The organism is Actinomadura alba (assembly GCF_014323705.1).
GTDB classification, from domain to species: Bacteria; Actinomycetota; Actinomycetes; order Streptosporangiales; family Streptosporangiaceae; genus Actinomadura_C; species Actinomadura_C alba.
Genome location: NZ_JABVEC010000014.1, coordinates 173,554 through 200,553 on the forward strand (window position 1 = coordinate 173,554; position 27,000 = coordinate 200,553).

At 67.0% G+C, this 27,000-nt stretch carries 26 protein-coding genes and 1 pseudogene; 21 read left to right on the forward strand and 6 right to left on the reverse strand.

Features of this window, described 5'->3' with window-relative positions; all coding sequences use genetic code 11:
* Positions 1-399 precede the first annotated feature (399 nt).
* The 4 genes from HKK74_RS19975 to HKK74_RS19990 are packed head-to-tail and all read left to right on the forward strand — an operon-like array spanning position 400 to position 4,334.
* Entirely contained in the window at positions 400-783 is a 384-nt protein-coding gene (locus HKK74_RS19975) for a hypothetical protein (protein ID WP_187244761.1), read from the forward strand.
* Complete coding sequence (gene grrM / locus HKK74_RS19980) at positions 780-2,819, forward strand: cyclophane-forming radical SAM/SPASM peptide maturase GrrM/OscB (RefSeq protein WP_187244762.1); 2,040 nt, start codon at positions 780-782, stop codon at positions 2,817-2,819. The genes HKK74_RS19975 and grrM overlap by 4 nt, the downstream gene beginning before the upstream one ends.
* Positions 2,816-4,027: a cupin domain-containing protein gene (locus HKK74_RS19985; RefSeq protein WP_187244763.1), complete on the forward strand. Its 1,212-nt coding sequence runs from the start codon at positions 2,816-2,818 to the stop codon at positions 4,025-4,027. The genes grrM and HKK74_RS19985 overlap by 4 nt, the downstream gene beginning before the upstream one ends.
* Positions 4,028-4,052: 25 nt before the next feature.
* Entirely contained in the window at positions 4,053-4,334 is a 282-nt protein-coding gene (locus HKK74_RS19990) for an SAM-dependent methyltransferase (RefSeq protein ID WP_312881634.1), read from the forward strand.
* 269 nt (positions 4,335-4,603) lie between these two features.
* On the opposite strand, the gene HKK74_RS19995 is transcribed toward HKK74_RS19990, so the two are convergent.
* Positions 4,604-5,593, reverse strand: coding sequence for a hypothetical protein (locus HKK74_RS19995; protein WP_187244765.1), 990 nt, complete (start codon positions 5,591-5,593; stop codon positions 4,604-4,606).
* Between the two features lie 245 nt (positions 5,594-5,838).
* Between HKK74_RS19995 and HKK74_RS20000 the strand changes: the two genes are divergently transcribed.
* From HKK74_RS20000 to HKK74_RS20040, 9 genes are all read left to right on the forward strand, one after another.
* Positions 5,839-7,824, forward strand: coding sequence for a hypothetical protein (locus HKK74_RS20000; protein WP_187244766.1), 1,986 nt, complete (start codon positions 5,839-5,841; stop codon positions 7,822-7,824).
* Between the two features lie 602 nt (positions 7,825-8,426).
* Complete coding sequence (locus HKK74_RS20005; protein WP_187244767.1) at positions 8,427-8,726, forward strand: hypothetical protein; 300 nt, start codon at positions 8,427-8,429, stop codon at positions 8,724-8,726.
* 327 nt (positions 8,727-9,053) lie between these two features.
* Complete coding sequence (locus tag HKK74_RS20010; RefSeq protein WP_187244811.1) at positions 9,054-9,935, forward strand: helix-turn-helix domain-containing protein; 882 nt, start codon at positions 9,054-9,056, stop codon at positions 9,933-9,935.
* A complete protein-coding gene (locus tag HKK74_RS20015; protein ID WP_187244768.1) occupies positions 9,932-10,132 on the forward strand; it encodes a DUF397 domain-containing protein in 201 nt (66 codons plus the stop codon). The genes HKK74_RS20010 and HKK74_RS20015 overlap by 4 nt, the downstream gene beginning before the upstream one ends.
* 237 nt (positions 10,133-10,369) lie before the next feature.
* Complete coding sequence (locus tag HKK74_RS20020) at positions 10,370-11,011, forward strand: Crp/Fnr family transcriptional regulator (RefSeq protein ID WP_312881626.1); 642 nt, start codon at positions 10,370-10,372, stop codon at positions 11,009-11,011.
* 68 nt (positions 11,012-11,079) lie between these two features.
* Positions 11,080-11,835 (forward strand): hypothetical protein, encoded by a 756-nt coding sequence (locus HKK74_RS20025; protein ID WP_187244770.1) that lies wholly within the window; start codon positions 11,080-11,082, stop codon positions 11,833-11,835.
* On the forward strand, positions 11,832-13,865 hold the full coding sequence (locus tag HKK74_RS20030) for a metallophosphoesterase family protein (protein WP_187244771.1): 2,034 nt from the start codon (positions 11,832-11,834) through the stop codon (positions 13,863-13,865). The genes HKK74_RS20025 and HKK74_RS20030 overlap by 4 nt, the downstream gene beginning before the upstream one ends.
* Positions 13,866-14,094: 229 nt before the next feature.
* Complete coding sequence (locus HKK74_RS20035) at positions 14,095-15,522, forward strand: FG-GAP-like repeat-containing protein (RefSeq protein WP_187244772.1); 1,428 nt, start codon at positions 14,095-14,097, stop codon at positions 15,520-15,522.
* 354 nt (positions 15,523-15,876) lie between these two features.
* A complete protein-coding gene (locus HKK74_RS20040) occupies positions 15,877-16,071 on the forward strand; it encodes a DUF397 domain-containing protein (protein WP_187244773.1) in 195 nt (64 codons plus the stop codon).
* Between the two features lie 60 nt (positions 16,072-16,131).
* On the opposite strand, the gene HKK74_RS20045 is transcribed toward HKK74_RS20040, so the two are convergent.
* Positions 16,132-17,067: an HNH endonuclease gene (locus HKK74_RS20045; protein ID WP_187244774.1), complete on the reverse strand. Its 936-nt coding sequence runs from the start codon at positions 17,065-17,067 to the stop codon at positions 16,132-16,134.
* A gap of 269 nt (positions 17,068-17,336) precedes the next feature.
* Here HKK74_RS20045 and HKK74_RS20050 point away from each other — a divergent pair, with 269 nt between their 5' ends.
* From HKK74_RS20050 to HKK74_RS40085, 4 genes and pseudogenes are all read left to right on the forward strand, one after another.
* Positions 17,337-17,636: a hypothetical protein gene (locus HKK74_RS20050; protein ID WP_187244775.1), complete on the forward strand. Its 300-nt coding sequence runs from the start codon at positions 17,337-17,339 to the stop codon at positions 17,634-17,636.
* Between the two features lie 462 nt (positions 17,637-18,098).
* Entirely contained in the window at positions 18,099-18,455 is a 357-nt protein-coding gene (locus tag HKK74_RS20055; protein ID WP_187244776.1) for a nucleotide pyrophosphohydrolase, read from the forward strand.
* A gap of 856 nt (positions 18,456-19,311) precedes the next feature.
* A pseudogene (locus HKK74_RS40940) lies at positions 19,312-19,590 on the forward strand (DNA/RNA helicase domain-containing protein); the annotation flags it as partial.
* An 80-nt stretch (positions 19,591-19,670) separates the two neighbouring features.
* Positions 19,671-20,450, forward strand: coding sequence for a DNA/RNA helicase domain-containing protein (locus HKK74_RS40085; protein ID WP_281397863.1), 780 nt, complete (start codon positions 19,671-19,673; stop codon positions 20,448-20,450).
* Positions 20,451-20,542: 92 nt separating this feature from the next.
* Here HKK74_RS40085 and HKK74_RS20065 read toward each other — a convergent pair whose 3' ends face one another.
* The gene (locus HKK74_RS20065; protein WP_187244777.1) at positions 20,543-20,920 is read right to left on the reverse strand and encodes a hypothetical protein; all 378 of its coding nucleotides are present in this window, start codon (positions 20,918-20,920) and stop codon (positions 20,543-20,545) included.
* A 333-nt stretch (positions 20,921-21,253) separates the two neighbouring features.
* A complete protein-coding gene (locus HKK74_RS20070; RefSeq protein ID WP_187244778.1) occupies positions 21,254-21,724 on the reverse strand; it encodes a GNAT family N-acetyltransferase in 471 nt (156 codons plus the stop codon).
* A gap of 155 nt (positions 21,725-21,879) precedes the next feature.
* On the opposite strand from HKK74_RS20070, the gene HKK74_RS20075 reads away from it, so the two are divergent.
* From HKK74_RS20075 to HKK74_RS20090, 4 genes are all read left to right on the forward strand, one after another.
* Positions 21,880-22,326, forward strand: a complete 447-nt coding sequence (locus HKK74_RS20075; protein ID WP_187244779.1) for a hypothetical protein — start codon at positions 21,880-21,882, stop codon at positions 22,324-22,326.
* Between the two features lie 124 nt (positions 22,327-22,450).
* The gene (locus tag HKK74_RS20080) at positions 22,451-23,386 is read left to right on the forward strand and encodes a Sco1979 family transcriptional regulator (protein ID WP_376771540.1); all 936 of its coding nucleotides are present in this window, start codon (positions 22,451-22,453) and stop codon (positions 23,384-23,386) included.
* A 293-nt stretch (positions 23,387-23,679) separates the two neighbouring features.
* Complete coding sequence (locus HKK74_RS20085) at positions 23,680-24,012, forward strand: SPW repeat protein (protein WP_187244781.1); 333 nt, start codon at positions 23,680-23,682, stop codon at positions 24,010-24,012.
* A 100-nt stretch (positions 24,013-24,112) separates the two neighbouring features.
* The gene (locus HKK74_RS20090; RefSeq protein ID WP_187244782.1) at positions 24,113-24,682 is read left to right on the forward strand and encodes a TetR/AcrR family transcriptional regulator; all 570 of its coding nucleotides are present in this window, start codon (positions 24,113-24,115) and stop codon (positions 24,680-24,682) included.
* Positions 24,683-24,709: 27 nt separating this feature from the next.
* On the opposite strand, the gene HKK74_RS20095 is transcribed toward HKK74_RS20090, so the two are convergent.
* Positions 24,710-26,101 carry a vWA domain-containing protein gene (locus HKK74_RS20095; protein ID WP_187244783.1) on the reverse strand — a complete coding sequence of 464 codons (1,392 nt, stop codon included), beginning with the start codon at positions 26,099-26,101 and terminating at the stop codon, positions 24,710-24,712.
* Positions 26,101-27,000, reverse strand: coding sequence for an AAA family ATPase (locus HKK74_RS20100; RefSeq protein WP_312881628.1), 900 nt, complete (start codon positions 26,998-27,000; stop codon positions 26,101-26,103). Before HKK74_RS20100 ends, HKK74_RS20095 begins: the two co-directional genes overlap by 1 nt.

The window sequence follows — 27,000 nt, forward strand, 5'->3', positions numbered from 1 at the left end:
CACGCTGACGACCGTGATGTGCACACCGCGGCCGCCGGGACGTGTACATCACCGTTCACCGGCTCCCTGTTCCGAACGGCACGGGAGCAGCCCGCTCCAACATCGACCGTGGACAGCAGATCGGGTGCGAAAGATACACGAGCACCCGCCAAGTACGGATACAAACAGGCCTCGGCAATTCCGGCTGTGGACAAGGCGGCACCGCACTGCACAGCTGAACGATCAGCAGATGAGAGCGGCCATGGGAGGCGGCAACCGGCGGGGCAGGCCGCGTCGAGCGGTTGCCGGAGGCGGCCACAAATCGGTCTTGACCGGACCGGGCCGCAGGGCGCACCCTGGCGGAGGACTCGTCCCTATGCGGGCGTCACGATCACTGGCGTGTAAGACGCAGGAGGTGCCATGGAGGAAATAGAGCTGACTAATGAACAGCAGCAATTCCTGGCCAGAGTGCAGGAACTTCGCCGGCAGGCTGCCGCGCAGGTAAGTAAACTGCGTGCGGAGCGACTGAGCGCGATCGATGCCGAGGCTCGCGAGGAAACGCTGAGGGCCGAAAGAAAGATCATTGATCTGCGCGGCGACCAATGGCCTGGCTGGATCCTCGCCGACCAGCCATTTGACAACTTCAACAATTGGGACAACTTCGACAACTGGGATGACTGGAACGACTGGACCAACACCAACAGCTCGGTTCATCTCACGGACTACCCGCATCTCCGCGACGCCGTCGACCTCGGTCGACCGTTCGGGGGCGCGGGACCCGGGGTGACCGATCCGCTACCGTGATTGCCGAGGGCATTCGTGTCCTTGCGCTGGCGCGGGAATGGCGCGCGGTTACCGACCTTGCCGTCAACGGGGGCACCTATGTCGTCGACAGCGGCCGCTATCTGCCCACGCCCGAGGGTGCGCAACGTTACCGCAGCGGGGTATATCGGCCGCGCGACGACTGGCGGCGCGTGACCAAGACGGAGCGCGACCTGCTGCTCGGCATCACTGGCAAGGACGATCTGCACAACACCGTGATCCTGCTCGACGCGCCGGGCGAGTTGCTTCATCGCGCCTGGGATATGCGCCTGGATGCGATGACCCGGTCGCGCGCCGAGCACCAGGAGGGCAAGCGGCACGCGCTGCCGTTTCTCATCGCGTGTGTCTCGGAATGGCTGGTCGAGAAGGTCTTCCAGCCGTTTGAGCTGTGCAGCGCGGAGGTCAACTTCACCCACCCACCGCGCGTGTCCACGACGTACGACAGTGAGCAGGGGCGGGACCGCGGCCTGCATGTGGACAACTGGGGTCATCCGCGGCGGATGCCACAAGAACGTGGTGCGGCCGGCATCCGGGTGGGGGTCAACCTGGGTCGCGAAAGCCGAGCGTTCGTGTTCGTCAACCTTGGCCTGTCGGAATGCGCCGAGGCTCTGCGGGAAGAGCCGCTCGATAATCACCTCGCCACCGCACTGGCCGATCGGAACGCCTCCGCACTTGCGGAATGCTTTCTGGACCGCAATCCTGGCTATTCTGTGACACGAGTCGTGCTGCGCCCCGGTCAGGCGTACATCGCGCCCGTGCAGAACATCGTCCATGACGGCTATACCGCCGGGCGCCGCACCTTGGACGTCAATCTCCAACTGTCGTCCAATCACTTCGTTCACCGCGAGGAGTTCGACGCGCGTGCAGTACAGGTAAAGCGACGGACCCGGCCAGCGCGGACCACCGGCACGCGCCGATACGGCCCGCTCCAGTTGCTGATCGTCCAGGGAACGCCGCTGTGCAACATCGACTGCGATTACTGCTATCTGCCGGATCGCACCGTTCATCGGCCCATGTCTCTCGGCACGTTCCAGCAGACGCTGAACCGGGTGGCCGAGGCCGATCTGGTCGAGCGCGAGTTCACAGTGGTCTGGCATGCCGGTGAGCCGCTGGTGATGGGCCGGGAGTTCTACGAAAGCGCCTGGGAACTCTCTCGAGAGTGCGCGCGGCAGGGCGGCTTCACGATCACCCACTCCATTCAGACCAACGGCCTGCTCGTCGATTCTCGCTGGTGCGAGCTGTTCACCCGTCTCGGCTTCCGGGTTGGGCTGAGTATCGACGGCCCCGCGCACATCCATGACAGCAATCGCCGCAGCAGGGCCGGGCGCGGCACACATGCCCGCGTGATGCGTGCCGTACGCCTGCTCCAAGAGCACAAAGTCCCGTTCTCGTTGATCGCGGTGGTGAGCTCCGCGATGCTCCCGTACCCCGAGGAGTTCGCCGACTTCTTTGTCGCCAACGGCATACCGGAGATCGGCTTTAACATCGAGGAACGTGAGGGCGTAAACACCTCCTCCAGCCTGGAAGGCCATGAGGAGGAATACCGGGTATTCCTGCGGACGCTCTACCGCGCGGCACGCGAAAGAAACCTACGGATTCGCGAGTTCAACACGGCAGAGCAGCACATCCTGTTCGCCTCAGGAGTCCGCTCGGCCCAGGCCACGCCGTTCCAGCTTCTGAACGTGGACTCTGGCGGCGCCTTTTCCACATTTTCCCCGGAACTGCTCGGTCACCGGCATCCACAGCACGGCGAATTCACGATCGGCAACGTGTGGAAGGACTCGATCCGCGACGCGATGAAATCCGATCGGTTCCGTGCCCTGCTCGCCGAAATCGACGAGGGCGTACGGCTGTGCGGGGCAAGTTGCCGCTACTTCCCGCTGTGCGGTGGTGGGGCCCCATCGAACAAGTGGTTCGAAAACGATACCTTCGCCTCCACGGAGACACTGGAGTGCCGCCTGACCAAGCAGGCGGTCATCGACGTGGTCCTCGACGGAATCACGCAGGACCTGCGGTGAGCGCCCAGGACCGGCACACCTGGCGTTGGCTACTTCATCCGTACAAGATTGACGTCTACCTGCGGACTTATTTCGAACAACGGCCGCTGCACATTCACCGCGCAAATTCGGAGCACTACGGAGAGCTGCTGACAGTGGTTCAGCTCGGCAACCTGATCGCGTCAGGTCTCTTTCGGCATCCGTCGATCCGTTTGGTCCGCGACGAGGTACCGCTGCCGCCGCAGTCCTACATCCGGGAGATTTCCGCACCAGGCGGGGCGCGCGTCGCAGCGATCGACCCACAGCGCGTCATGTCCGCCTACCGCGACGGCTGTACGGTTGTCTGCCCCGCGATAAACCGGTACTGGCGGCCGCTGGCTCTCCTGTGCCGCGGTCTGGAGGCCGAGTCGGGCTACGACGTGCAGGCCAACGCGTACCTGACCCCGCCGGCTTCGGTCGGATTCGCACCGCACTGGGATTCCCATGACGTGCTCGTCGTGCAACTCCAGGGGGCCAAACGCTGGTTCGTCTTCGATCGGCCCCAGCGGAGGCTGCCGCTCGACGACGAGGTGTGCCGATCGGCTGAGACGACCGGTGAGTTCACCGAGATCGGGCTCGATCAGGGAGACCTGTTGTACGTTCCGCGCGGGCATGTTCACCAGGCGGCCAGCCTGGACAGCGAGTCATTGCACGTATCGATCACCGTCAAGCCGCCGAGCTGGTACGACGTGCTGCGCACCGCGCTGGACGAACGAGTGCGGTCCGATCCATCGCTACGGGCCGCGGCGCCGTTTGGCTACCTCAATGATCAGATTCTTGAGGACGGCGATGCCGCTGCGCCCACTGCCGCCGGGCTCGATCTCACGAACGCGCTGAGGGCCACGGCAGATCGATTCGTCCTCGGCCGCCTCACCTATCCGTCCGGGCTCTTCGACCTCGCCGATCGTCACGTCGCCGGCCCCCTACGGCCACGGCCGGATCTGATCTTTCGGGTGAGCGAGGTCGGCGAACGAGTCAAGCTGTTGTTCCCCGGCGGTGGCACGCTGGAGTTCCCGGCCGCCTTCGCCACCGCACTGCGGTACGTGGCGGCGGCCAAGCACGTGACCATCGATTCTGTAGCGGCGTTTCTTCCCCCTCCGGAGGCGGAGCACCTGCTCGCCGAACTCGTGGACCATGGACTGCTCGTGCCAGTAACAGGATCTGAGGAGCTGGGGAGGGTACCGCCATGACGCCACAGTACGACGTGGTTCTGGCATCCGGTTGCCCGAGCAGCTCACCGGCGAGGCCATCGAGGAGATCGCGAACTGCAGGAAGGTCTTCACCATCCTCGGCCACGATGACCTCGGCTGGCTGACCGAGCTGACCGCCGCGCCCGTGGAGAGCGTGTATGAGGACTATGACCATGCCAGACCGCGTACCCGCAACTACGAGGAGGCGGCAGCCAAGATCGCACAAGCCGCCCACACCAAGGCGCCCGTGGTCTATCTCACCCGGGGAGCGCCTTGGCATTCGACACGGTGTCGGCCCTTCTCCTAGGCGACCCGTCGCTGTCGGTGCGGGTGATTCCGAGGATCTCATCGGTCGAGGCCATCCTCGCTGCGCTGGGGATCGCGTGGCGATCCGGTATCACTGTCACAGACACCGAGGAAGCGGTCACGCACCAACGTGCGTTCTCGACCGATTTGACCCATGCGCTGATGCTGCCGGGAGTGTTCGGCAGCGAGTTTCCCTCGATCGGCCGCCCGCCGACCGCAGGTCAGCGGCGACCAATGCGAACAACTACAAGATCACGCGACTTCGCCGGGCTACCGCGTCGAGAACACGGCGAGGTCGTAACCGGCGCGTTCCATCAGGGCCGTCACGTCGGGCAGCCAGGCCGGCTGCCATTCCGGGGCGCGCCGCAGCATGTCACGCACGTGACTGTCCCAGTGCATGTAGCGGGCGGACGAGCCCTGCAGCGGTATCCGGTCGAAGACCGGCTCCAGCCGGTAGGGCGGGTCGCATCCGGGATCGTGGTGCACGACAAGGGTGGTGGCGCGGCCGGTGCGGTCGTCCCCCAGTTGCTGCCGAAGCTCGGATCCCAGGTCGAGCAGCGAATCGGTGAGCGTCGTGTCCTCGACACCCTCCATGATCTCGCCGTCGGCGGTGACACTGATCAGTACCGGGAAACTGGCCTCAGGGCTGGGGCAGCGGCGCGAGAGTTCGGCCGCGGCCTTGCGGAGCGACCCGTCGTCCGAGGCCGCGTCGCGCGGCAGCCGGTAATCGGCCGGGACGTCATTGAGCACGGCGGTGACGGCTTCGTCCAGCTCCTCGGCCGTGAGTTCGGCGGGACGGATCCCGGTGCCGTCCGGAGTGACGGAATGTTCGGCGGCGTTCAGCTCCAGCCACTCCTGGGCAACAGGCACCCAGCCCACCTCGTCGCGAATCAACGTGAAGATCCGCATGACTGCGGACCAGAAGGGCTGCGGCTCGGTGTGGAAGTCGGCGTCCGCGCTGACGAAGGCACCGCCGTGACCGAAGGCGAGCGCGAAGGCCATCGGCGCTTCAGGCACCGCGACCAGCAGTTCGTCGTAGCTGTCCATGTCGATCACCGGCAGTCCGCCCAGCACGGCGGCGACCTCGTCCGGGTCCTCGTCCGAATCGTCGCTGGTCTCGGTGACCTCGAATCCCTCGGCGCGCAACCGTCCCGCGAGGGCGGAGGCATGTGCGCGGCTCTCCGGAGTAGTGATCAGGAACAGCTCGGCCGGCTGTGCGTCGTTCACCGGAGGAGGCGTCAGGTCGGTCTGGAATCGCATGCTGGAGGAGTATAGGGAGCAGCCCCGACAGACATGATCCGGACCCAGGCTCCTGCTGTTCGACGGATGCACGATAGTGCTGATCCTCATGGCAGGGTGGAGGCTCATGGACTGTCGAATGGAAGCCAATGGCCCTACGATTCTGGCGTAACGGGGATCGCGACGGTCGGCCGTATGGCCATGGTGAAAGTGGTGAGCACATGGGGGGCTTTCCGCCCGGATCCAGCGGGATCGATCCACCCCTGATGACGGGGATGATCAAAGAATTTCAGCGTGGGCGGGGCGATCTCACGGCGGCGGTGGGCGGCTATCGGACGAAGCTTTCCGCGCTCGGAGTGGACACATCCGCGCTCCGGGAGATCGAGCGGGTATGCGGCTGGATCGATGATCAGATCCCCATGCTCATCAAACGCCGGGATCTGGCGATCGCTCTCGACGATGACACCCAGTCGGGCCTGACCATGATTGACGAACGTCTCGTCCTCTCGCCGGCGGAGGCGCGTCGGCAGGGTGCGGCGCTTGCCGCTCGCTTCAGAGCCGCAAAGAATGTGCGCCCCGGCGATGACGACTACCACGAGCTACTCAACGAGCTTGGCGCACACCGGTTCGACTCCGACTATTCGGCCGCCTTCTTCGCCAGCCTCGGCCCGGAACTCACCCGCCGGCTCCCGGCAATGATCAACAAGTACGGCAAGGACGGCCACGTCCCCCGGCAGATCCAGGAGACCAGCACCGCACTCGCCAGTGCGGTGTCGGGCGGCATGGACGTGCCGGGATTCGGCACGGTGACCAATGCCATGTTCGACAAGAACCTGTCCAGCACCGACAAGAAGGGCGTCGCGTCGCTGGTATGCCATGGGAAGTTCCCGCCCGAGTGGCTCGCGAGCCTGGCCCGGATGCACGCGCTCGACCCGATGTACCGACTCGCCCTCTCCGAGACGGGCACGAACCGTCCCGGTATCGACAGCCAGGACAAGGACACCTACGCGCTGTTCCTGCGCTCGCTGGGTAACAACCCGGCCGCGTCTCGGCTGGCCTTCGTAGGTCTCGCCGAGGACAAGACCGGAAGGACGACACCCCATCAGGTCGCCTTGGGACAGCGCCAGGACTCGGATCTCGCGGGGGTGCTGACCGCCTTCACGCGACTGGCGCAGGCCGACGGGAAGGTCGCCGAGCAACTCGGCCGCGCCTTCGCCGGCGCGTCCGGCGCCTACGACGAGAAGGACGGTAAGCACAGACAGCAGTCCGCGCAGTTCGCCTTCACCCTCATGACGGCATTGCCGAATGTCAAAGACGGGATCGCGGAGCCCATGCGGATCTCCATGTCACAGATCGCAGGTTCGTACGCCACCGAGATCGCTGAGGGCTCCAACATCGATGACCGCAACCAGGAGTCGAAGTTCGGCCGCGTCACGACGCACACTCCCGGCCTCGATCCCATGTTCAGCCTCAGCCCGGAAGACACCTACCGATTCCTGAAGACCTTCGCCGACTCCCCCGAGCACATGAAGCCGTTCCAGCAAGGGATGGGTGAACTTACGCGCCGCCTGGTCGCCGAGGGTGTACGCATCGAAGCGGCCAAACAACGCGGCGATCTGCCTCCAGACACCCCCGGCCTGGAGCGGGTGATGCAAGCGCTTGGTTACGTCGGAGGGCTGCAAACCCAAGCCGAGAAACAGGTGCAAGGGAACCTGGACAAGAGCCACGCTCAATCCGCTCAGACCATGAGCGAGATGATCGGCCTCGGCATCGACTTCGGCAGCATCTTCCTACCCGGCGGAACACTCGCGGCCGACGCCGCCTGGACACTCGTCCTGTACTACGTGGGCAAAGGCCAGGACGCCCTTACTCAGATCCCCGAGGGCAAGACCCGCCTGGCGGCGCTCGAAGACAGGGAACTGCAGGCATCCCTCGGACTTCAACATTCGACGGTCCAGCAGCTGATAGGCGCGGGCTACAAGATGAAGGTGACGCCTCAGGAATTCATGGCCTCCAGCTCCAAAACTCCGCATCCCGGTGTGACGTTCGCCGACGACAGCGGCAAGCTGCTGGCCTACTCAGAGATCGCTAAGAACCCGAAAGCCCTGGACAACTACATTGCCTGGCTCAATGCAAACGGACGTGGCGGCGCTAGCGACACCAAATTTGGCCAGGCGACCGTCAATGTCACACGAGCATTCCAAGGAGCACAAAAGGCGGCATCCGACACGGCTAGTTCGTGGCCGCAGTAGCGAGCAGTGGCATATTAGAGGCATGTATCACGTATGGAGACAGTCTGTGCTTCCGTAGATTTCAACCTTCCCTTTTGCGGGCACCCGGAGCGTAAGATTAGTCCGCGCCGTACCATTATGTAGCTTTGTTACAGGATCACCCCCTTTTAGATACGTAGTCTTATAACCACCCAGATTATCCACAGATCCAAGCACACGCCTCGACAATTCAACCGGGCTTAGAGCTGGCGAGTCCTTCTTGTCGGCTGTAACCGCGTAAGTCCGTTCCGCTCTCCTATGACCACAGGGAATGTCCTTGCCACCGGAATCGGAAACTCGAACGTTTTCGACGATCGCATCCTTGAGTAGTTGGTCGACATGGCTCTTGAGGGTCTGCTCCGCCTGGACGACCGTCGGACCTTCCTCCTTCTTCCCACATGCGGCGACCGCCGGTCCGGCTACCAGAATGAGACCGACCATAAGTACGCAAGCGGGTGTCCTCATGCACTCCTCCAAGCAGCAAGGTCGAAGAAGGCGTGTACGCGGCCACGATCAGCCCGTACATTGCCCTTAGGATGCCCAATGATCCCATGCCTCCGCCATCGCGACAGGAGATATGAGCAGTGGCCGTCGAGGTGCCCAACCCGAAGTACGAGGAGCTCGAGCGACTCCTGCGCAAGCTCAAGCGCGACGCCGACCTCGTGGAGCGAGCACTCGACAAGCCACAGCGACGGATGCGCAGTCGGCAGGTCTGGGTCAGCGACGGTAACGGCACCGCGGCCCGATTTGAGCAGGATCTGACCTACCAGCGTGGGCAACTGCGTAAGAGCATCCGGGCCCTGATCGCGGCCGTCGAGGAAACGCTCAAGCAGACCCCAAAGAAGATTCCCATCGAACAAGCAATGACCACACCTGGCCGATAACACACCCAAAGCCATGGATATCGCCGCTCGACAGGAGCGCTCATCCCTCGCGAGATCAAGCGCCCGCACGGTGACCACGTGACGCGACTGCGTTCCATGACTGCGTCGGTGTGCGAGGCTGCGCCTTCGAGATTTCGTGGGGTGGGTCGGCATCCCGCGCGGCCCGGAGATAGCGACACGGGGCACGAGGACCGAAGTGGCCGCATCCGGCCACTCGTGCGGTTCTCCGCGCCAACCTCGGAAAGCTGCTTGTTCAATACGCACCGTAGTCAAAGAAGTGTTCGATCCGTGTCGCCCTACGGCACGACCGCTCTCCGGAGGACCACGGTGACCAGCCCCTTCGTCCGCCGCCGACGCCTGGCCGAGGAACTACGCACCCTTCGCGAGGCGAAGGGCATGACCGCGGAAGCACTGTCGCAGCTCATCTACCACTCCCGGACGAAGGTCAGCCGGCTCGAGAACGCCCACATCCGCCCCGACCTCGCCGAGGTCATGAAGATCCTCGACATCCTCGAAGTCACCGGGGAGAAGTGGAACGAGGTCGGACAGATCGCCCGCGACGCCGCCGAACGCGGCTGGTGGGACTCCTACGGCGACACCATGGGATCCAGCCAACGCCTCTACGCCGACATCGAGTCCGGCGCCGCCACCATCCGCGAGTACAACCCGACCACCATCCCCGGCCTATTTCAGACTCCTGAATTCACCTGGGCGCTCGTCGAGTTGACCAAGGCCGAAGGCACCCTCGACTACCTGCCTGAACGTGCCGTAGATGCCAGGCGGAACCGGCAGAGCGTCATACTGAGTCCCGACGGACCGGCTTATGAGGTCGTACTGGACGAGGTCGTCATCCATCGTCTCGGCATTCCTGCATCGATCATGAGCGCGCAGGTAGAGCACCTCATCGAGACGGTGAACGCGCACGCCAACGTCCACGTCAGACTCCTGCGGGTGGACGCCCGCGTTGAAGGGACACTGCTCCCCACAGCAGCGTTCTTCCTCTACGGGTTCGCCGATGTCGAGGACCCGCCGATGGCCGTCGTGAACACCATCAACACTGACTTGGTTCACACAAAGCCGGACGAAGTGGCACGGTATACACGACGATATGAACATCTCCGGCAGGCTGCGCTTTCCCCACCGGACAGCCTCGTACTCCTAAGGAAAGCGGCCGAACGGTTGATCGACAAGGCAGGATCCCGTAAATGACCGCTGAGTACGTTCACTGGCGCAAGTCACGCCGCAGCGAGCCCAACAGCGCGTGTGTCGAGGTGGCGACCGCTCCTGACGGCACGATCGGCGTACGCGACTCCAAGGCTCAGAGCAACGGCCCCGTTCTCGTCTTCACTCATGCCGAATGGGCCACCTTCACCGAGGCCGTCCGCCGCGGCGTCGAGACTCGCTGAGGCCGCGAAGGAACGACTGCGCGACATCTGCCCGGGGCCGGCACATCCGACTCTGGCCTTGGGCTCGTTGCGGCCTGTATGACGACCAACCGCCAGCCGCGACTCACGATACGTACCGAAGAACGGCAGCAAGCCTGGCCCTGCGAGGTTTCGCAGGCAGGGTGGCTCTGGGGCCATCCTGTCCCGACTACACCAGCCACCTTTGCTCTGAGCGTGGAATGTGAGAGACATGATGGCGTGGCCGTCTCGACGCAGGCATGGACTCGGCTGATCTCGGCCGGCGCGGTCCTTCGCCATGAGCCGGGCGGCATTCTGCTTCGGCAAGGCGATCCGCCCGCCCACGTGCTCGTGCTCATCGCCGGGCGGGTGAAGGTCTTGCGGTCGTCACCGGACGGCAGCGTTCTCGTGCTCGCGGTGCGCGGGCCCGGTGAAATCCTCGGTGACATCTCCGTGCTCGGCGGCGACGACCGTTCGGCCACCGTCATCGCGATCGATCCGTGCGAGACACGGGCGATACCCGCCGACCGGTTTCTCCTGCTCGTACGGTCACTGGGGTTGGAGACAGAGCTGCTGCGGCACGCGATGAACCGTATTCGAGAGGGTGAGGCGTGGCGCGCCGAACTCGCCGCGCTTCCCGCAGCGCCACGGCTTGCACGGACACTGCTCCGGCTGACAGCCCCCGGCCAGGCGATACCGGTCGACGTGGGCCTGGACCAGACAGAGCTCGGCCAGGCGGCCGGTCTCTCCCGCAGCACCGTAGCCGCCGAGCTCGCACGCCTGCGCGACCAGGGCCTCGTCACCACGGCACGCCGCAGAATCGTCATCACCGACCTTCCCCGGTTGCGAGCCCTGGCCGAATCGGGCCACGGCAACGTCTGATTTCAGACAGTCACCGAGCCGAACCCTGTGCATCGTGTGGAAGACCACACACCGGAGGAGACGCGACAATGCCGTCCTTTCAGTCCCTGCTCGTCGTCGACGCGGAAGGGTTCAGCCGCAACCGTGACGCCGAGCTGCCCGGCATCCATACCGAGATCCGTGATGTCGTCGGGCGCGCCTGCGAACGCAGTGGCCTCGGCGAGACCTGGGAGTCCGTGCGCTTTCTGCAGAGCACCGGCGACGGCATCCTCGCTGTGCTTCCCTCCGACGCGATGCCCACCCTGGTCCATCCTTTCGCCGACCACCTGCAGGAGGCCCTGGCCGAGTCCGCGCCACGGCTACGTGCCCGCGGGTTGCGGCTCCGACTCCGGGTCGCCCTGCACGCTGGGCTCGTCGATGATGAACACCCGGTCACGGCGGGCATCTCGACCGCCACGGTCGATGTCAATCGCCTCCTGGACTGTGAACCGTTGCGAGCGGCACTGCGCGACAGCGATCCAGACGTCACGTTCACGGCGGCGCTCGTTTCCGCGGAAACGTTCGAGATGTTCGTGCGCGCCGGCTACACCGGCCTGCACCCGAACCGGTTCACGGAGGTTCGGGCGAAGGTCAAGCAGTTCGATCGGCCGGCGTTCCTGTACGTTCCGACACCATCCCAGCGCGAGCGCCCGGACGGCGCGGCCCCGCCAGACGACGGCCCGCGTGACCCGGCGCCCGCCCCGCCCGGCGGGATGTCCTTCGGCAACGTGGCGGCGGCCGGCGACGCCGCACAGAACATCATCGGCGCCCAGGCCGGCGGCGACATCCGCCAAGAACGGTCATGACCGCGACGGCGTACGCGCCGACGGTCGGTGACGTAGACGTCACCGGGGACGGCGCGCAGAGCGTCATCGGCACGACGGTCAGCGGCGACCTCGTCCAGAGCCAGGTGAAGTACGTGCGCGGGCGCCCGGCGTTCTACCTCAGCGCCAGCGATATCACCGACCGGGTGGCGAGCTACGTGCCCGCGGGCAACCACGATCTGATCGTGAAGACTCTCGAGGCCAGCCATGCCGTCTGCCTCACGGGACCGCCCGGATGCGGCCGCGAGACCACGGCCATCGCCGCCCTCCGCGAGCTGCGCTCCGACATCCGAATCCGCCGGTTCTCTACCGACATAGAGGACATGGAGGAGATCGGCGCGAACGGCGCGTGCGGCTACGTGGTGCGAGGCGCGGATGAGGAGCCGGCACAGCTCAGCGGCCTGGTCGACGCCGTACGCGCCGCCGGCGCGTACCTGGTGGTGGTCGGCGACGAAGCCGAACAGGCGCGCCTCGGCATCATTCTGCGTTGCGTGGCGGTCGAGCCTCCCCATCCGGTGCAGGTCTACCGGCACCGGCTGATGCGCCGAGGGCTCGCCGACACCACGTGGCCGCACTGGAACGAAGCGTCCGCGCTGCTGGAGAACGTACTGCCGGCCGGCGCACGCCGCCTCGTCGATCTCATCGAGCAAGCTGAGCAGCGGGACGGCGGTATCGCGGCGCGGCAGGCGGACGTGGCACACGCGTTCCGGGGTTGGGCCGAGGAACTGCGCGCCTGGTTCAAGAAGCACCGGGAACCCCGCGACCGGGCTCTTCTCGTCGCGGCGGTCACGCTCGCTCCGATCGAGGAGACGCACGTCTACTCCGCCGCCTGGTCGCTCGCGCAGCGGCTTGAGATCACCAAGGACGGCGCGGGACTGGTGTGGTGTCCGGTGACAGATCTGTGCAGTCTTCTGGAAGCCGAACGGGAGGACGACCGGATCGCCTTCCGCCGTGACGGCTATGCCGAGTCGGCGCTGCGGCACGTGTGGAACGACTACCCGCTGACCCGCACGGATCTGCTCTCCTGGCTGGCGGCACTGCCCACGGACGAGGCCGTGCCAACTCGGCAGCGGAACAGACTCGTCGAGACCTTCGCGGACCTGGCCGCTGAGCACAGCGCGGCCGACCGTATCGCCGAGGCGGCACGGGCGTGGGCTGAGACGGGCCTGGCCGACCTGGCCTTCATCGCGCTCTCCCGCACGTGCCTCCACGCTCGTGTCGGTGGTCGCGTTCGCCGAACGCTCTACGACTGGTCGTACGCGGCGCGTACACCACAGACGCTGAAGCTGACCATCGCCCGGGTTTGCGAGCCCCTCGGCCAGACGTACCCTTCAATCGCCCTGACCCGGCTCAAGCACCTGGCTACGAACGGTGACGCTCAGGTCGTAGGTGAAGTGATCAGCGCCGCGCTGAGCCTGGCGTCGCACCAACGCCGGCAGGTGCTCGCGGCGGCACTCGACTGGAGTTCGGGCAAGGGCGGCGCGAACCTTTCGGACAAGGCGCGGGAGCGCCGGATCCGCGCGGGCGTGACGATCTTCCTCCACATGGCGGGGTGGGTCTCTCCGTCCGGCCTGCCCGAGATGCTGGACGGGGCTGAGGCCATCGATCCGCTGAGGTGCGCCACGGCGTGGAGGGCGGCACTGCACACCCGTGGCGGCAGACTCGGAGAGCGGGACCCCGGGTTCGAGGACACCATCCATCGATGGCTGGACGCCGCGGTGCGCCGTCCCATGCTGCGCGAGCGACTCGTGTGCGCCTTCGTCGCGGCGGCGATGCCGCACCCGATGCCGTCGGTGTACGGGCTGGGGCTCGCGGAGACCGATCCGGCGACCTCGAAGATCATGATCGATATGGTGCGGAGCTGGGCGGCGCTGGACAGCACGGATGCGGTCCGCAGGGAGATCAAGGAGGACATCGTCATACCGCTCACGCGTCCGTGGTGGCTGCGGCTGCTCAAGGTCCTGTACGTGTGGCTGCGGACGCTGGTCATGGCGGCTCGACGATCAGGTTGAGCAGCGGAGATCGGGTACCTGACGGCGGACAGGGCGCAGGCCTGGGTGCCGTTGGGAAGGCGTTGGCGTTCTGTCCGGGCAGACGACAGGGATGGGATGACCGGATCTGGTCGCTTTCGTCCTGATAAGTCACCCGGGGTCGGCCTCCGTACGTCCTACGGGTGAAATCGGGGGTGGGCCCACCTTCTCCCCTACTGAAGGCGAGAAGGCTGTGCAGGTAAGACGTGTAGTGATCAGTGCTGCCATCAGCGCTGCCCTGGTGGCGGCGATGATGCCGTCGGGCGGCGTCGCGGCCGCGGCGGGCGAACCTCGGCAGGTCAAAGCGGCGGCCAAGGTGACCAGAGACTTCAATGGCGACGGTTACCAGGACATGGCCATTGGCGCTCCGAACGGAACGGTGGGCGGCAAGACCGGCGCCGGTTACGTCACCGTCGTGTACGGCTCCAGGTCCGGGCTGGACACGAGCAGGCATCAGGTCGTCAGCCAGGACGAACCCGGCGTTCCGGGCCCGGCCGAACCGAACGCGGGGTTCGGGACCTCGGTCGCGGCCGGCGACCTCAACGGAGACGGGTACGCCGACCTGGCGATCGGCTCGCCGCGGTACGGACCGTACGACAACGTCTTCTACCACGGCGCCGTGACCGTCCTGTTCGGCGGCGAGGACGGCCTGGGCCGGGCGACCTCGGTCGCGGGACAGTACCGGCTGGGCAACGCCGTCGGCATGGGCGACGTGAACGGCGACGGCAGGGCGGAGCTGATCGCGACTGAGACCCCCAGCAACTTTGGTGACGTGTACCTGTTCGACGTCGCCGAGGGCGCGTACACAGTGAACCCGCTTCCCTACGGCGCCGGCCGGAGCGGGCTGACGGCCATCACCACCGGCGATGTGAACGGCGACGGATACGCCGACGTGGTGACGTCCTATCCCGCCGTCGGCGGAACGCCCATGGTGGATCTCTACCTGGGATCGTCCGGCGGGCTGAGCACGGAGACCACCGTCACGATCGAGTACGCGGACACGGCCGCGCTCGGCGACATCAACCGTGACGGTCGCTCAGACCTCGTCACCGGGTACATCAGCCAGAGCCCTGCCCGGGGCGGCGAGGTGTACATCCGGTACGGGACGCGCCAGGGCCTACCCGCGGAGCCGGATCTCACCATCAACCAGGACACCCGGGGAGTGCCGGGGACGACCGGCGAGTACGACCGGTTCGGGTCGGCGGTGGCGGTGGGCGACGCCAACGGCGATGGGTACGCCGATGTCGCGATCGGAGTGCAGGGCAAGCCCGTCGGCGAGGCGAACCGGGCTGGATCGGTGGTCCTGCTGAAGGGCCTCCCACGGGGCCTCACCACGGCGGGAGCCCGGTCTTTCAGCCAGGACACTCCCGGCGTGCCCGACACGGCGGAGCCGGACGACCTGTTCGGGTGGACCGTCTCGCTGATCGACTTCAACCGTGACGGCAGGGCCGACCTGGCCGCGGCCGCGGTGGGCGAGAACAAGCGGGATCCCAACAGCCTGTACCGGGGCGACGGCGCGGTCAGCGTGTTCCCCGGGACACGCTCCGGCGCGACGGGCACGGGAGCCATGACCTTCGGACCCGCCGACCTCGGCGCCGACCCCGCCAACGCGGGCTTCGGCTGGTCGCTCATCCCCTGACGCCACGCGCCCGGTCGGCACAGCCCGATCGAACGGAGGTACGGCCGGGCGTCGTGTTCTCATGAGCCGCCGGCCGGTCGAGCGGCGAAGACGAGCCGGCGGGGATGGCCGTATCCGGCCACTCCCCCGGTTCTCACAGCGACCCCGGAAAGCTGCGTGTTCAATACGCACCGTAGTCAAAGGCATGTTCGATCCGTGCCCCTTTCGGCACGGCCGACCATCCGGAGGACCACGGTGACCAGCCCCTTCGTCCGCCGCCGACGCCTGGCCCTACGCACCCTTCGCGAGGCGAAGGGCATGACCGCCGAGCGAGACGGCCGACAGGATCGCCGAGAATCAGGCAGGGGCCGGTCAATGAGCACGAAGTACACCCACTGGCGCAAGTCGCGCCGTAGCGAGCCCAACAGCACCTGCGTAGAGGTATCGCCGGCCTCCGACGGCACGATCGGCGTCCGCGACTCCAAAGCCGGCGAGACGGGCGCAGTCCTTCGGTTCACCCGGTCCGAGTGGACGACCTTCATCAACCACATTTACCGAGCTCACCAGTAGATCGTGATCTTGCGGTCGTTCGGGCGCTGTTGAGCGCGGATACGGCGCTGACCTAAGCCATCAGGATGCTTTGTACACCTCGTCAAGGTGCCACTCGAGGAACTCGCGGCCCGGCCGGTCCGGTCGTCGCTCAGGTAGAGCGATCTGTCGGCCCGCCCGGGCATAGAACTGGTCGCCGTTACCGAACTCCTCCCGCAGTCGCGGGCTCACGAGGAGTCTGTGATTCGGATCGACACCGAGGTATCCGCGATCGAAGAGGGTGTGGACGTCAGAGCGCAACAGCAGGCCGTTGTCGAGCCGGTGCTCGCCTCCCGCCGGCAGCGGTCGGATGTGGGCGGCCTGCAGGACGGGCCGGATCTTGTTGCCGGTGATGGCACAGCGCCTGTCGTACGCACGCAGGACCACTGCTTGGAAGGCGTGCTGCCCGAGGCGCCGAGGGGTCAGCCTCGGATCGCCGTAGACGGGACCTCCGCGGTGCCAGGGCTGTGAGAAATCGATCTCGACGCTGTGGCCGAGCAGTCGGAAGACGAGCTCCTCGAAGTAGCCGGCATGTGCGTGGGCGGCGAGGTCGTAGCCCTTTCCCTGGACGATGTTCGACGCGAAGTCCGGCGGTGGGTCGACTTCCTCGCCGACCGGAAAGAAGCGCGTGTCTCGGACGAAGACGCAGCCGATGACGGGGTCCTCTCCCACAGCCATCGGCGCGCGGCGGTAGTGCCCGATCCGGGCCCGCATCTGCTGGAGGCTGTCGACGCCGTTCGCCTCGCCGAAGAACTCCCAGGCCTCGGAGACGCGGAGCTGCGCGAACCCGCTGTAGAAACCACCGCCCACCACGCGGTTGTGCGGGTAGTGCGACTTGAAGAAGAACGGCTCGCCCGGCGTGAGGACCTTGAATTCTCGCGCACTGGAGGGACGCCAGAAGTTGACCTCGTTCAGTCCGGGACGCGCTGAGAGAAAGCGGTACCAGTCACCGTCGGTCACACCAACGTACGCCTTCACATCTGGGATTATGCATGCCCCCGGGAGAGAGCCACCAGGTACTGATCAAATCAAGGTACGGGCGCTATGTCGTCAGTCGAGGGCGAACTCTGACGCAGCGGGTGGTCGCGGGGCCGCCGCATCGCTGCCGGAACTGGTAGACACCGCACGGTCCCCGGTTCCGAGCCCTTCTCGGAGCCGACCCACCCGTACGGCTGACCCGCCGCGCTGGTGCGACCTTGGCGCAAGCACGCGAAACGGCGGCCGACCCCGTCCATCCAGGCGGCACAGTGCTCACGCGTACAGCCGACGGCGACCTGCGCTGGTGGACATGGGCTGGTCACCGCACCAATGCCACGCTGAAGGCGAGCCTCGGCAGCGTGGCGGACTCGGCTCAGCGGGTCGACGACTCATTCGTCCGGCTGCACACGGACGTCACACGCGACCTATGGAAGGTCGCGGTCGCCGAGTCGCGTGACCGGCTCTGCCTACCCGACGGCGACGACACGGCGCTGGAAGGGCCGAAGTTCAGCGCCGCGCTCCCGCCACCTAGCCGAAGCGACCTTGGCCGCTCGCCTCGCGGACCTTGAGGGTGCGACACTCTCCTTGCGCGAGCAGCATCGCCTCCTCTCGGTCTGAGCCGGGACGCCTTTCCAGCCAGAAGTGTTAACTTGGATTGCGCAGGAGCCGGGTACGACCCCGCTGGCTCACGACCAGTGGCTCCACGAGAAGCAGGGAGATCCAGGTTGAAGCCCTGGCAGTACCGTGAGGTGCTGTAGCTCAACGGTCAGAACCCCTCTTTTTCCAAGACCGATGGGTCCGTCGCGAACGGCGGGCCCATCGGCATGTTCACGGCCGTTCGACGTGCGTCGGAGCCATGGCGGCACAGCGCCGCCGCGAGTTCCCGATCGGGTGAGCCTGAACGGCGGATAGAGGCTCGCTCGCCGCCCTTAGCTGACCTACCTCGTAGCTCGTGACTGTTCGCGGCGAGCGGCACCGACCGACGGATGTGGAAACGTGAGGGGCATTCACCAAGGCCTAGGCTGAGCGACATGACCGAGCTTGAGGACCTGGTCGTGCGGCTTCGGGAGTTCGCGGCCGTACGGGAGTGGGATCAGTTCCACACGCCGAAGAACCTCGCCATGGCACTGGCCGGCGAGGTCGGGGAGCTGCTCGCCGAGTTGCAGTGGCTCACACCGGAAGAGGCGGAGCGGGTCATGCACGATCCGGAGGCTGCCGCGCGGGTCAGGTCAGAGTTGGCCGACGTCACCATCTATCTGACGAGGCTGGCCGACGTCCTCGGCGTGGACCTCATCGCCGCCGCGCACGTCAAGCTGGACGAGGGGGAACGTCGCTACGACGCCGCGACGTATCGAGGGTCGATCCGCAAGGCCCCACCGATCACCTGACAGCCTCCATGATCGCTTGTAATCTGCATAGCGGTATTTGCGGCCCGACGGGCTTCCGCCGATGAGGTGATCGCGGACACGCCCCCACCCGCACGAGTTCTTCGTGCTGCCTGAGGGTCAGTCCGTAACGGCGTTTCGGTTGTCGGCCGAGGGCGTGCTCGAGTCCCCCATCGAACGACGCCTGGCCACCAGAATCACCGACCATCTGAAGATGTCGATGGGGCTCTCGACCAGCGAGAGCGAGAAGAGGTCGTGGCGCAACAGCCTGCCGCTCCTCGCCCGCGATCTCGTCGAGGCCGACCTTGGCAAGGTCGAGATGCTCATCGAGTACCAGCTTCCCCGTACGAGCAAGCGCGCGAACGTCGTCCTCGCCGGGGTCGACCACAAGGGCAACGACCGCTACGTGGTCGTGGAGCTCAAGCAGTGGAGCCGGGCCGAGCTCTTCGAGGACAGCGAGACACTCGTTCTAGTCCCGGGCTATTCCAGAGTGCTCCCCCACCCGCTGCAGCAGGTGCAGGGCTACTGCGACACCATCGTCGACTTCATCGGTGCGCTGGACCGCGACCCCGACACCGTGCACGGTGTCGCCTACCTCCACAACGCGGCGGATCCGGACGTGCACGACCTGTTCGACCTGGTGGAGAGCCAGTACACCCGGCTGTTCACCAAGACCCGCCGTGGCGCCTTCCTGGACTATCTGCGCTCCCAGTTCGCCTCAGAGCCCGGTGCGGGTGCCGGCGACCGTCTGCTCGACAGCGCGGTAAGGCCGTCCAAGCAGCTCATGCGGCTCGCTGCCGCGGAGATCAAGGACCGTGAGCAGTTCGTCCTCCTGGATGAGCAGCGCGTGGCGTACGAGATGGTCCTGTACGCCGTGCGCAAGGCTCGACAGGCGGACAACAAGCGTGTCGTCGTGGTCACCGGTGGCCCCGGAAGCGGCAAGAGCGTCATCGCGCTGTCGCTGCTCGGAGAACTCAGCCGCAGGGGCCACCCGGCTCTCCACGCGACCGGGTCACGCTCGTTCACCCAGACGATGCGACGCCACGTGGGCAAGGGCAACCGACGGGTCCAGAACCTCTTCAAGTACTTCAACAGCTTCACCAACGCCGAGAAGAACGAACTCGACGTCCTCATCTGCGATGAGGCGCATCGCATCCGGGAGACCTCGGCCAACCGCTTCACCCGATCCACACCGGACGGCCGCAGGTCGACGAGCTCATGGCGGCCGCCCGGGTACCTGTCTTCCTCCTCGACGAGCATCAGGTCGTCAAGCCCGGTGAGATCGGCACCTTCGAGGCCATCAAGAGCCATGCCGAGAGCTTCGGCTTCCGCGTCGAGCATGTCCCACTGGAAGGCCAGTGGCGGTGCGGCGGGAGCGAGAAGTACGAGGAGTGGGTCCTGAGTCTGCTCGGTCTCGACGCCGGTGACGGGCCACAGCCGTGGACGGGCGATGACCACTTCGCGGTCACGCTCGCGGACTCACCCGAGGAACTGGAGGCGATCCTGCGCGGCAAGGCCCAAGAGGGGTTCTCCGCCCGCATCGCCGCCGGCTACTGCTGGCCGTGGAGCGATGCGCGTTCCGACGACACTCTCGTACCTGACGTGCGGATCGGCGACTGGGCCAAGCCGCGGAACGTCAAAGGCGACCGCGCCGTCGGGAACGCCCCCTCCAGCGCGCTGTGGGCGACGATGGACGGCGGTTTCGAACAGGTCGGCTGCCTGTACACCGCCCAGGGCTTCGAGTACGACTGGTCCGGCGTGATCATCGGTCCCGACCTCGTGGCACGTCACGGCCGGCTCGTCACCGTACGCGACCGCAACAAGGACCCTCAGCTCACCAGGCGCAGTGTCACCGACCTGCAGGTCGAGCGCCATGTCCGCAACATTTACAAGGTCCTGCTCACGCGGGGCATGGCCGGTACGGTCATCTATGCCGTCGACCCCGAGACCCAGGAATTCCTGGCGAGTCTGATCGAGCAGCACTCGCAGCGGCTGTGAGACCGGCGGCGACGGGACGCAGAAAGGCCGCCAGTTCCTCTGAGGATCAGAAGAGCCGGCGGCCTTCCCGCCTTCATCGAGCGCGGCGTCCGTCAGGAGACGCTGGCGGCCTCCTCGGTGCCCTCTGCCTTGGCCAGCAGCTTGGCCACCATGTTCTGGATCTTGATCTGGCTCGCTTTGATCTCAGGAATCTCAGCGACCCGAGCCCGGATTTCGCCCAGGTCGGCCGTCCTCGCCTTGAGTTCGGCGACATCGTCGGTCAAAATGCCGATCTTTCCTTTGACCTCGGACATGTCCGCCTTAAGGACCCCGACGTCATCCTTGAGGCCCTCGACGTCCGTCTTGATGAAGGCCACTTCGTCGGTGAGATTATCGATCTTGAATTCGAGCCGCCTGTGCAGCGCGTCGTGATCATTCGCACGCCCTTCAAGCACGGCGACGCGATCCCTGAGGGTGTCGTTTGCTCCCACGGGCTTCCCAGCCTCCTCTGTGAGGTTGTTCGTTCCGAAGGGCCCGCTGATCAGCGGAGAGTCCCCTGAGGCGAACGCCAACCCTGCCTGCCCGGGCAAAGACGACGTGTGCCGGATTCGAGCCGGACGCGCGTTACGCGCGTGTGCCTGCCATGAGGTAACTCCGGCGCCAATGGTCACAGCAGTCACACGCCGTGTCAATTCGATCACCATTCGTATGGAGGTCGGGTCCTCCGGGCCAGACACCTGCGGCGGCTCCGCGCGGACCGAACGGCGTCCGCGGGCGCCAGGTAGATATGTCATGCTCGCCGGGTCGCGGCCGACCGGTGACCGTCAGCTTCGCGCCAGGCGGGTGAGCGCCTCGCCGGTGAGGCGGTAGACGGTCCACTCGTCCTGCGGGAGGGCACCGAGGGCCTTGTAGAAGCCGATGGCGGGCGAGTTCCAGTCGAGCACCGACCACTCGACGCGCCCGTATCCCCGTTCGTCGGCGATCTTGGCCAGCTCCGCCAGCAGCCGCCGGCCGTAGCCGTGCCCGCGCGCCTGCGGGCTGACGTAGAGATCCTCGAGGTAGATGCCGTGGCGGCCAAGCCAGGTGGAGAAGCTGAGGAACCACAGGGCGAATCCGACGACCTGGCCCTCGTGCTCGGCCACGTGCGCGGACACGCGCGGCTCGGGGCCGAACAGGGCGGACCGCAGATCCCCCTCGGTGGCGTGGACCTCGTGCGCGGCGCGTTCGTACTCGGCCAGCTCACGAACGAGCCGCAGGATCGTCGGGACGTCTTCTGGGACGGCGGTCCGAATCATGCGATGCAGGTTACTGGCCTCGCCGCACCGTCTCGCCCGCGTGGCGGAGCGGGTCCCTGGCCGGACGCCGCCCGCCCCTGGCCTGGTACCGCCCGGCCGCCTTCTCGATCCGTACACTTGTGGCCCAACGCGATCGAACCGGTGTGAGGCGGCACATGAGCGAGGCGATCCAGACCATCGAAAGCGCGGCCGGCACGCTCGCGCTGAGGTCGGTCGAGATCTCGCTGACCTACGGCGGCTACCTCGAGGGCATGCCCAGCCGTAAATTGAACGACGAACACCTGCGACGGCAGGTCGAGCGCGTGCGGGGGCTCTGGCGCCACATTCCGGTGCACCTGGTGGAGCCGGTCAGGACGGTCGCCGACGACCGGGAGCCGCATCCCCGCTGGGGACCGATGGAACTAATGCCTCCACTGGAATGCGTCGGTCTCTTCCATGGCAGGCCCACACCGCGCGCCGTGGGCGACTGGATGTACACGGCCCTCGTCGTCATCTGGTATCAGGAGATCGGCGACGGTGTGATCCACCCCACGGCGATGGCGCGGCTGGGCCACCTCCCTTGGGCCGAACTGGCCAGGGACTTCTCCTACGACGACCTGTGAGGATGCACGCCACGGCCGCTCAACGCCGCTCCGGGTGATGACACGGCGGTGGCAAGACGTCGCGCGACAAGATCGGTTACGATCCACTCGCGCCTCCGAGCACATAGGACCGGGAGACCCTCGAGTGACTCAAGCTCCAGCGGGCAGCGAAGACCCGGAGAATCCGCCGGACGGAGACGACGCCACCGGCGGCCGTCTCCTGGAATACCCGCGCGGCGGGCCGACAGTGCTGCGCATCGTGCTCGGTTCGCATCTGCGCCGGCTGCGCGAGCAGCAGAACATCTCGGCCGAGGACGCCGGCTACACCATCCGCGCCTCGCACTCCAAGATCAGCCGCATGGAGCTGGGCCGGGTCGGCTTCAAAGAGCGCGATGTCGCCGACCTGCTCACCCTGTACGGAGTACTCGATCCCACCGAGCGGGCCGTGGTGCTCTCGCTCATGGAGCAGGCCAACACGCCCGGCTGGTGGCACCAGTACGGCGATGTGCTGCCGAGCTGGTTCGAGGTCTACATCGGCCTCGAAGAGGCCGCCTCGCTCATCCGCACCTACGAGGTGCAGTTCGTCCCCGGCCTGCTGCAGACCGAGGACTACGCACGTGCCGTGATCCGGCTCGGCCACCCCGAGGCCTCGCCCGGCGAGATCGAGCGCCGGGTCCGGGTGCGGATGACCCGCCGGGAGTGCCTCACCGGCACCGAGCCGCCCACCCTGTGGGCGATCATGGACGAGGCCGCTCTGCGGCGTCCCATGGGCGGCCGAGAGGTCATGCGCGGCCAGCTCGTGCACCTCCTCGAGGTCAACAAGCTGGCCAATGTCACGCTCCAGGTGGTGCCGTTCGACACCGGCGGCCATGCCGCGGCGGGCGGGCCGTTCGCGATCCTGCGGTTCGGCGAGCAGTCCCTGCCCGACGTGGTCTATCTCGAGCAGCTCACCAGTGCGCTCTATCTGGACAAGCTCGCCGACGTCGACAAGTACCTGCACACCATGAACCGGCTGTCCGTGGAGGCCGCCCGTCCCGAGCACACCGCGCGACTGCTCACCGCCCTGCTAGATCAGCTCTGAGCACGCGGGGCGCGGTCAGGGGCGGGTCGGCGGGCCGCCGACGAAGCGCACGTCGGGCGGGAGCGGTGCGTCACGGAAGCGCGGCCACCGGTTAATCCGGTGGAATTACGGTGGCGCTGCACTGTTGGGACTCGCGAATATCGCGAGGCGCGTCTTGGGGGGTGCGGAGTGAGGCGACTCTGACCCGGTGGGCAGAAGGATCCATCCGCCCGGCCAGATTGACCGGTCGGTCAATCAGGGAATCTCGGACATGGACGACATGGACCGACCCGGACCCCCACTGGAGGTGGCGGATGGGCAACTACTCCTGGCAGGACGGCGTCGCTTTCGTCGCCGGTCTAGCCGTACTCCTCGCGCCCGAACTGTGGGCGGACGACGCGGGCAAGCAGCCCCTGATGGTGCTCGGCGCCCTGCTGGCCCTCGCGGGCCTCTACGCGCTGCTGGCGGCCGGCGGGCCGTCGTCGTGGACCACGACGGCGTTCGCGGTCCTCATCTTCGTCTCGCCCTGGGCCTTCGGCTTCACTGGTCAGGACGCCGCGGCATGGACGGCATGGATCGCCGGCGGCGTCGCCGCTATCGTCGGCCTGTGGGGCGCAACTCAGACTCGGAGTTCGACGACGGCCTGAGCTTCCTGCCGAGATGGCCCCTGGCGTGCGAGCGGCCAGGGGCCACCGGCGTTTCCGGGCCTGGGCGGACGCGCATGCGCGCCGGCGACCGGGAGGGCCGATGAACAGGCGACGCCCCGCACGGGCGGACACCCGCATGCGCATCCTCGACGCGGCCGAGGAACTGTTCGCTCGGGCCGGCTACGACGGCTCCTCCACCGCCGGCATCGCCGAACGCGCAGAGGTCCCCAAGGGGCTGGTCTTCCACTACTTCCCGCAGAAGATCGACATGCTCACCGCACTCATCGACGAACGCACCTCGATCGAGATGCTCGCCGAAGAGGACGTCGAAGCGCTGCCCGGCGACCCGGCCGGCACGCTGTCCCGGCTCGCGCGGCGCTTTCCGCTGCGGGCCTCACCCGCGATGCGCCGCATCCTGTTCCGGGAGGCCGACACCCACCGATCGGCCAGGGAACGGCTCCGTCGGGTCAACACCGAGGTGGTGCACCGCGCCCGCCGGGCGCTGGAACTGGCTCTGCCCGGCGCACGCGGCGACACGGCGCGGCTGGAGGTCGCGGCGGCCACGTTCGCGACGGTCCTGCTCTACCAGGAGAACCTCCACCAGCTCACCGGGCAGCATGTCGACCCCGACGCGGTCGCCGACCTCATCGCCCGCGCGCTCGGCCCATGATCCGAGCACCCGCCCCGAGGCCGGCGCTCAGGCGATCTCCTCAATGAAGGCCATGAGCTGGGTGAGGTTGCGGCATTCGAACATCGGCACGACCTCGTCGTAGGCCGAGGCGGCCGAGTCGCCGGTGTCCCAGTCCCGGCGCGGCTCGGGATTGAGCCAGTACGCGTGCCGGGCCCGGCCGGCGAGCTCACGTAGCGTCGGCAGCGCGAGGTCGCCGTAGTTCGAGCGGGCGTCGCCGAGCACGAGCAGCGAGGTCCTCGGGCCGACGGCGTCGCCGTAGCGCTCGGCGAAGACCTCGATCGCGTGACCGTAGTTGCTGCGCCCACTGATCCACACCAGGTCGGCCTCCTGGGCGAGCCGGGTCATCGCGTCGACGACGTCCACGCCGGGGGCGAAGAACCTGGTGATCTCGTCGGTCGAGTCGATGAACGCGAACGCCCGTACCTTGGTGAACTGCTCGCGCAGAGCGAAGGTGAGCAGCAGTGTGAAATGCGCGAACGAGGAGACCGAGTCGCTGGCGTCGCAGAGGATGACCAGTTCGGGCTTGTGCGGACGGCGCGGGCGGTGGTGGGTGGTGACCGGCACTCCCCCGGTCGACAGCGACGCCCGGACGGTACGGCGAAAATCCAGCCGTCCCCGGCTACCGGCCCGGTGCCGGGCGGCCAGCCGGGTGGCGAGCCTGCGGGCGAGCGGGTAGACCTCGCGGCGCAGCGCGTCCAGGTCCGCGCGGGACGCCCGGCCCCAGTCCAGCCGCTCCAGTGGCGGCCGAACGGCCATCCGGGCCGTCCGCTCGAGCCCGCCCTCCTCGGCGATCCGCCGCCGCACCTCGACGCCGACCAGGTCCTCGAATCGGGTGATGCGGTCACGGAACGTCTGCCGGGCCGCCCGCTCGGCGATACCGCCCCTGTCCTCGCCGGTCAGCACGGCGCGGAGCAACCCGGCCATCAGCGTGTCCGCCGACATCGCCTGCAGCACGCCCGAGGAGAACCACGCCTCCCCGCCGGGCGAGCGGCCATACTGCCCGACGACCGCCCGGACGAACTGACGAAGACCCGCGTCGTCCCCGGCGAGCAGCAGGTCGGCGAGCTCGCGCCGCCGGGCCTGCACCTCGGGGTCGAGTGCGGGCGGTACGGGCGTGGCCGGCCGCTCCGGGCCACCGGACGGCCGGGACGGCGCCGGACCGGCGACGCCCTCACCGAGCGCGGCGGGGAACCACAGGTCGAAGAGAGTGTCGAAGATCTGCCGGTGCGCCGGCCGCTTGACCACCGTGGTGGCGTACGCGGCCCGCAGTGCCTCCCGCTCGCCCAGCCCGATGACCGTCAGCGCCCGTACGGCGTCCAGCCCCTCCGCGATGGACACCGGGAGGCCCGCTTCTCGCAGCGCGGCGACGAAGGCGGTGTGCCGGTCGAGGAGCGGCATCAGCCCGGCAGCCCCGGTCCGGGCAGACCCAGTTCCTTCACCGCCCGCTCGTGGTCGGACGCGTGCTTCAGGACGACGCCGAGGGTACGGGCGACGGCCGCCTCGTCGAGCTCGTCGACGCCCAGGGCGAGCAGGGTGCGCGCCCAGTCGATCGTCTCGGCGATCGACGGCGCCTTCTTGATCTCCAGAGCCCGCATTGCCCCGACGGTCCGGACCACCCGGTCCGCGAGTTCGGCCTCGATGCCGGGCACCCGGGCGAGCACGATGTCGCGTTCCCGCTCGGGCCTCGGATAGTTCAGGTGCAGGTAGAGGCAGCGGCGCTTGAGCGCCTCCGACAGCTCCCTGGCGGCGTTGGAGGTCAGCACGACGAAGGGCCTGCGGGCCGCGGTGATGGTGCCGAGTTCGGGGATCGTGACCTGGTAGTCCGACAGCACCTCGAGCAGCAGCCCCTCGACCTCGACGTCGGCCTTGTCGGTCTCGTCGATCAGCAGCACGGTCGGCTCGCCGCGGCGGATGGCCGCAAGGAGCGGCCGCTCCAGCAGGAACTCCTCGGTGAAGATGTCGTCGTGCGTCGTCTCCCAGGCCCGGTCGGCCGGCGCGGCCTGGATCCGCAGCAACTGCTTCTTGTAGTTCCACTCGTACAGCGCGCGGGCCTCGTCGAGCCCCTCGTAGCACTGCAGGCGCACGAGGCCGGCGCCGGTCACGGCGGCGACGGCCTTGGCGAGCTCGGTCTTGCCGACTCCCGCCGGGCCCTCGACCAGCAGTGGCTTTCCGAGCGCGTCGGCGAGGAAGACGGTCGTGGCGATGGCCTCGTCGGCCAGATATCCCACCGCCGCCAGCCGCTCGGCGACCTCGTCGGGCGCGGTGAAGAAACCGCTCGAGGACCCGTCATCGATCAC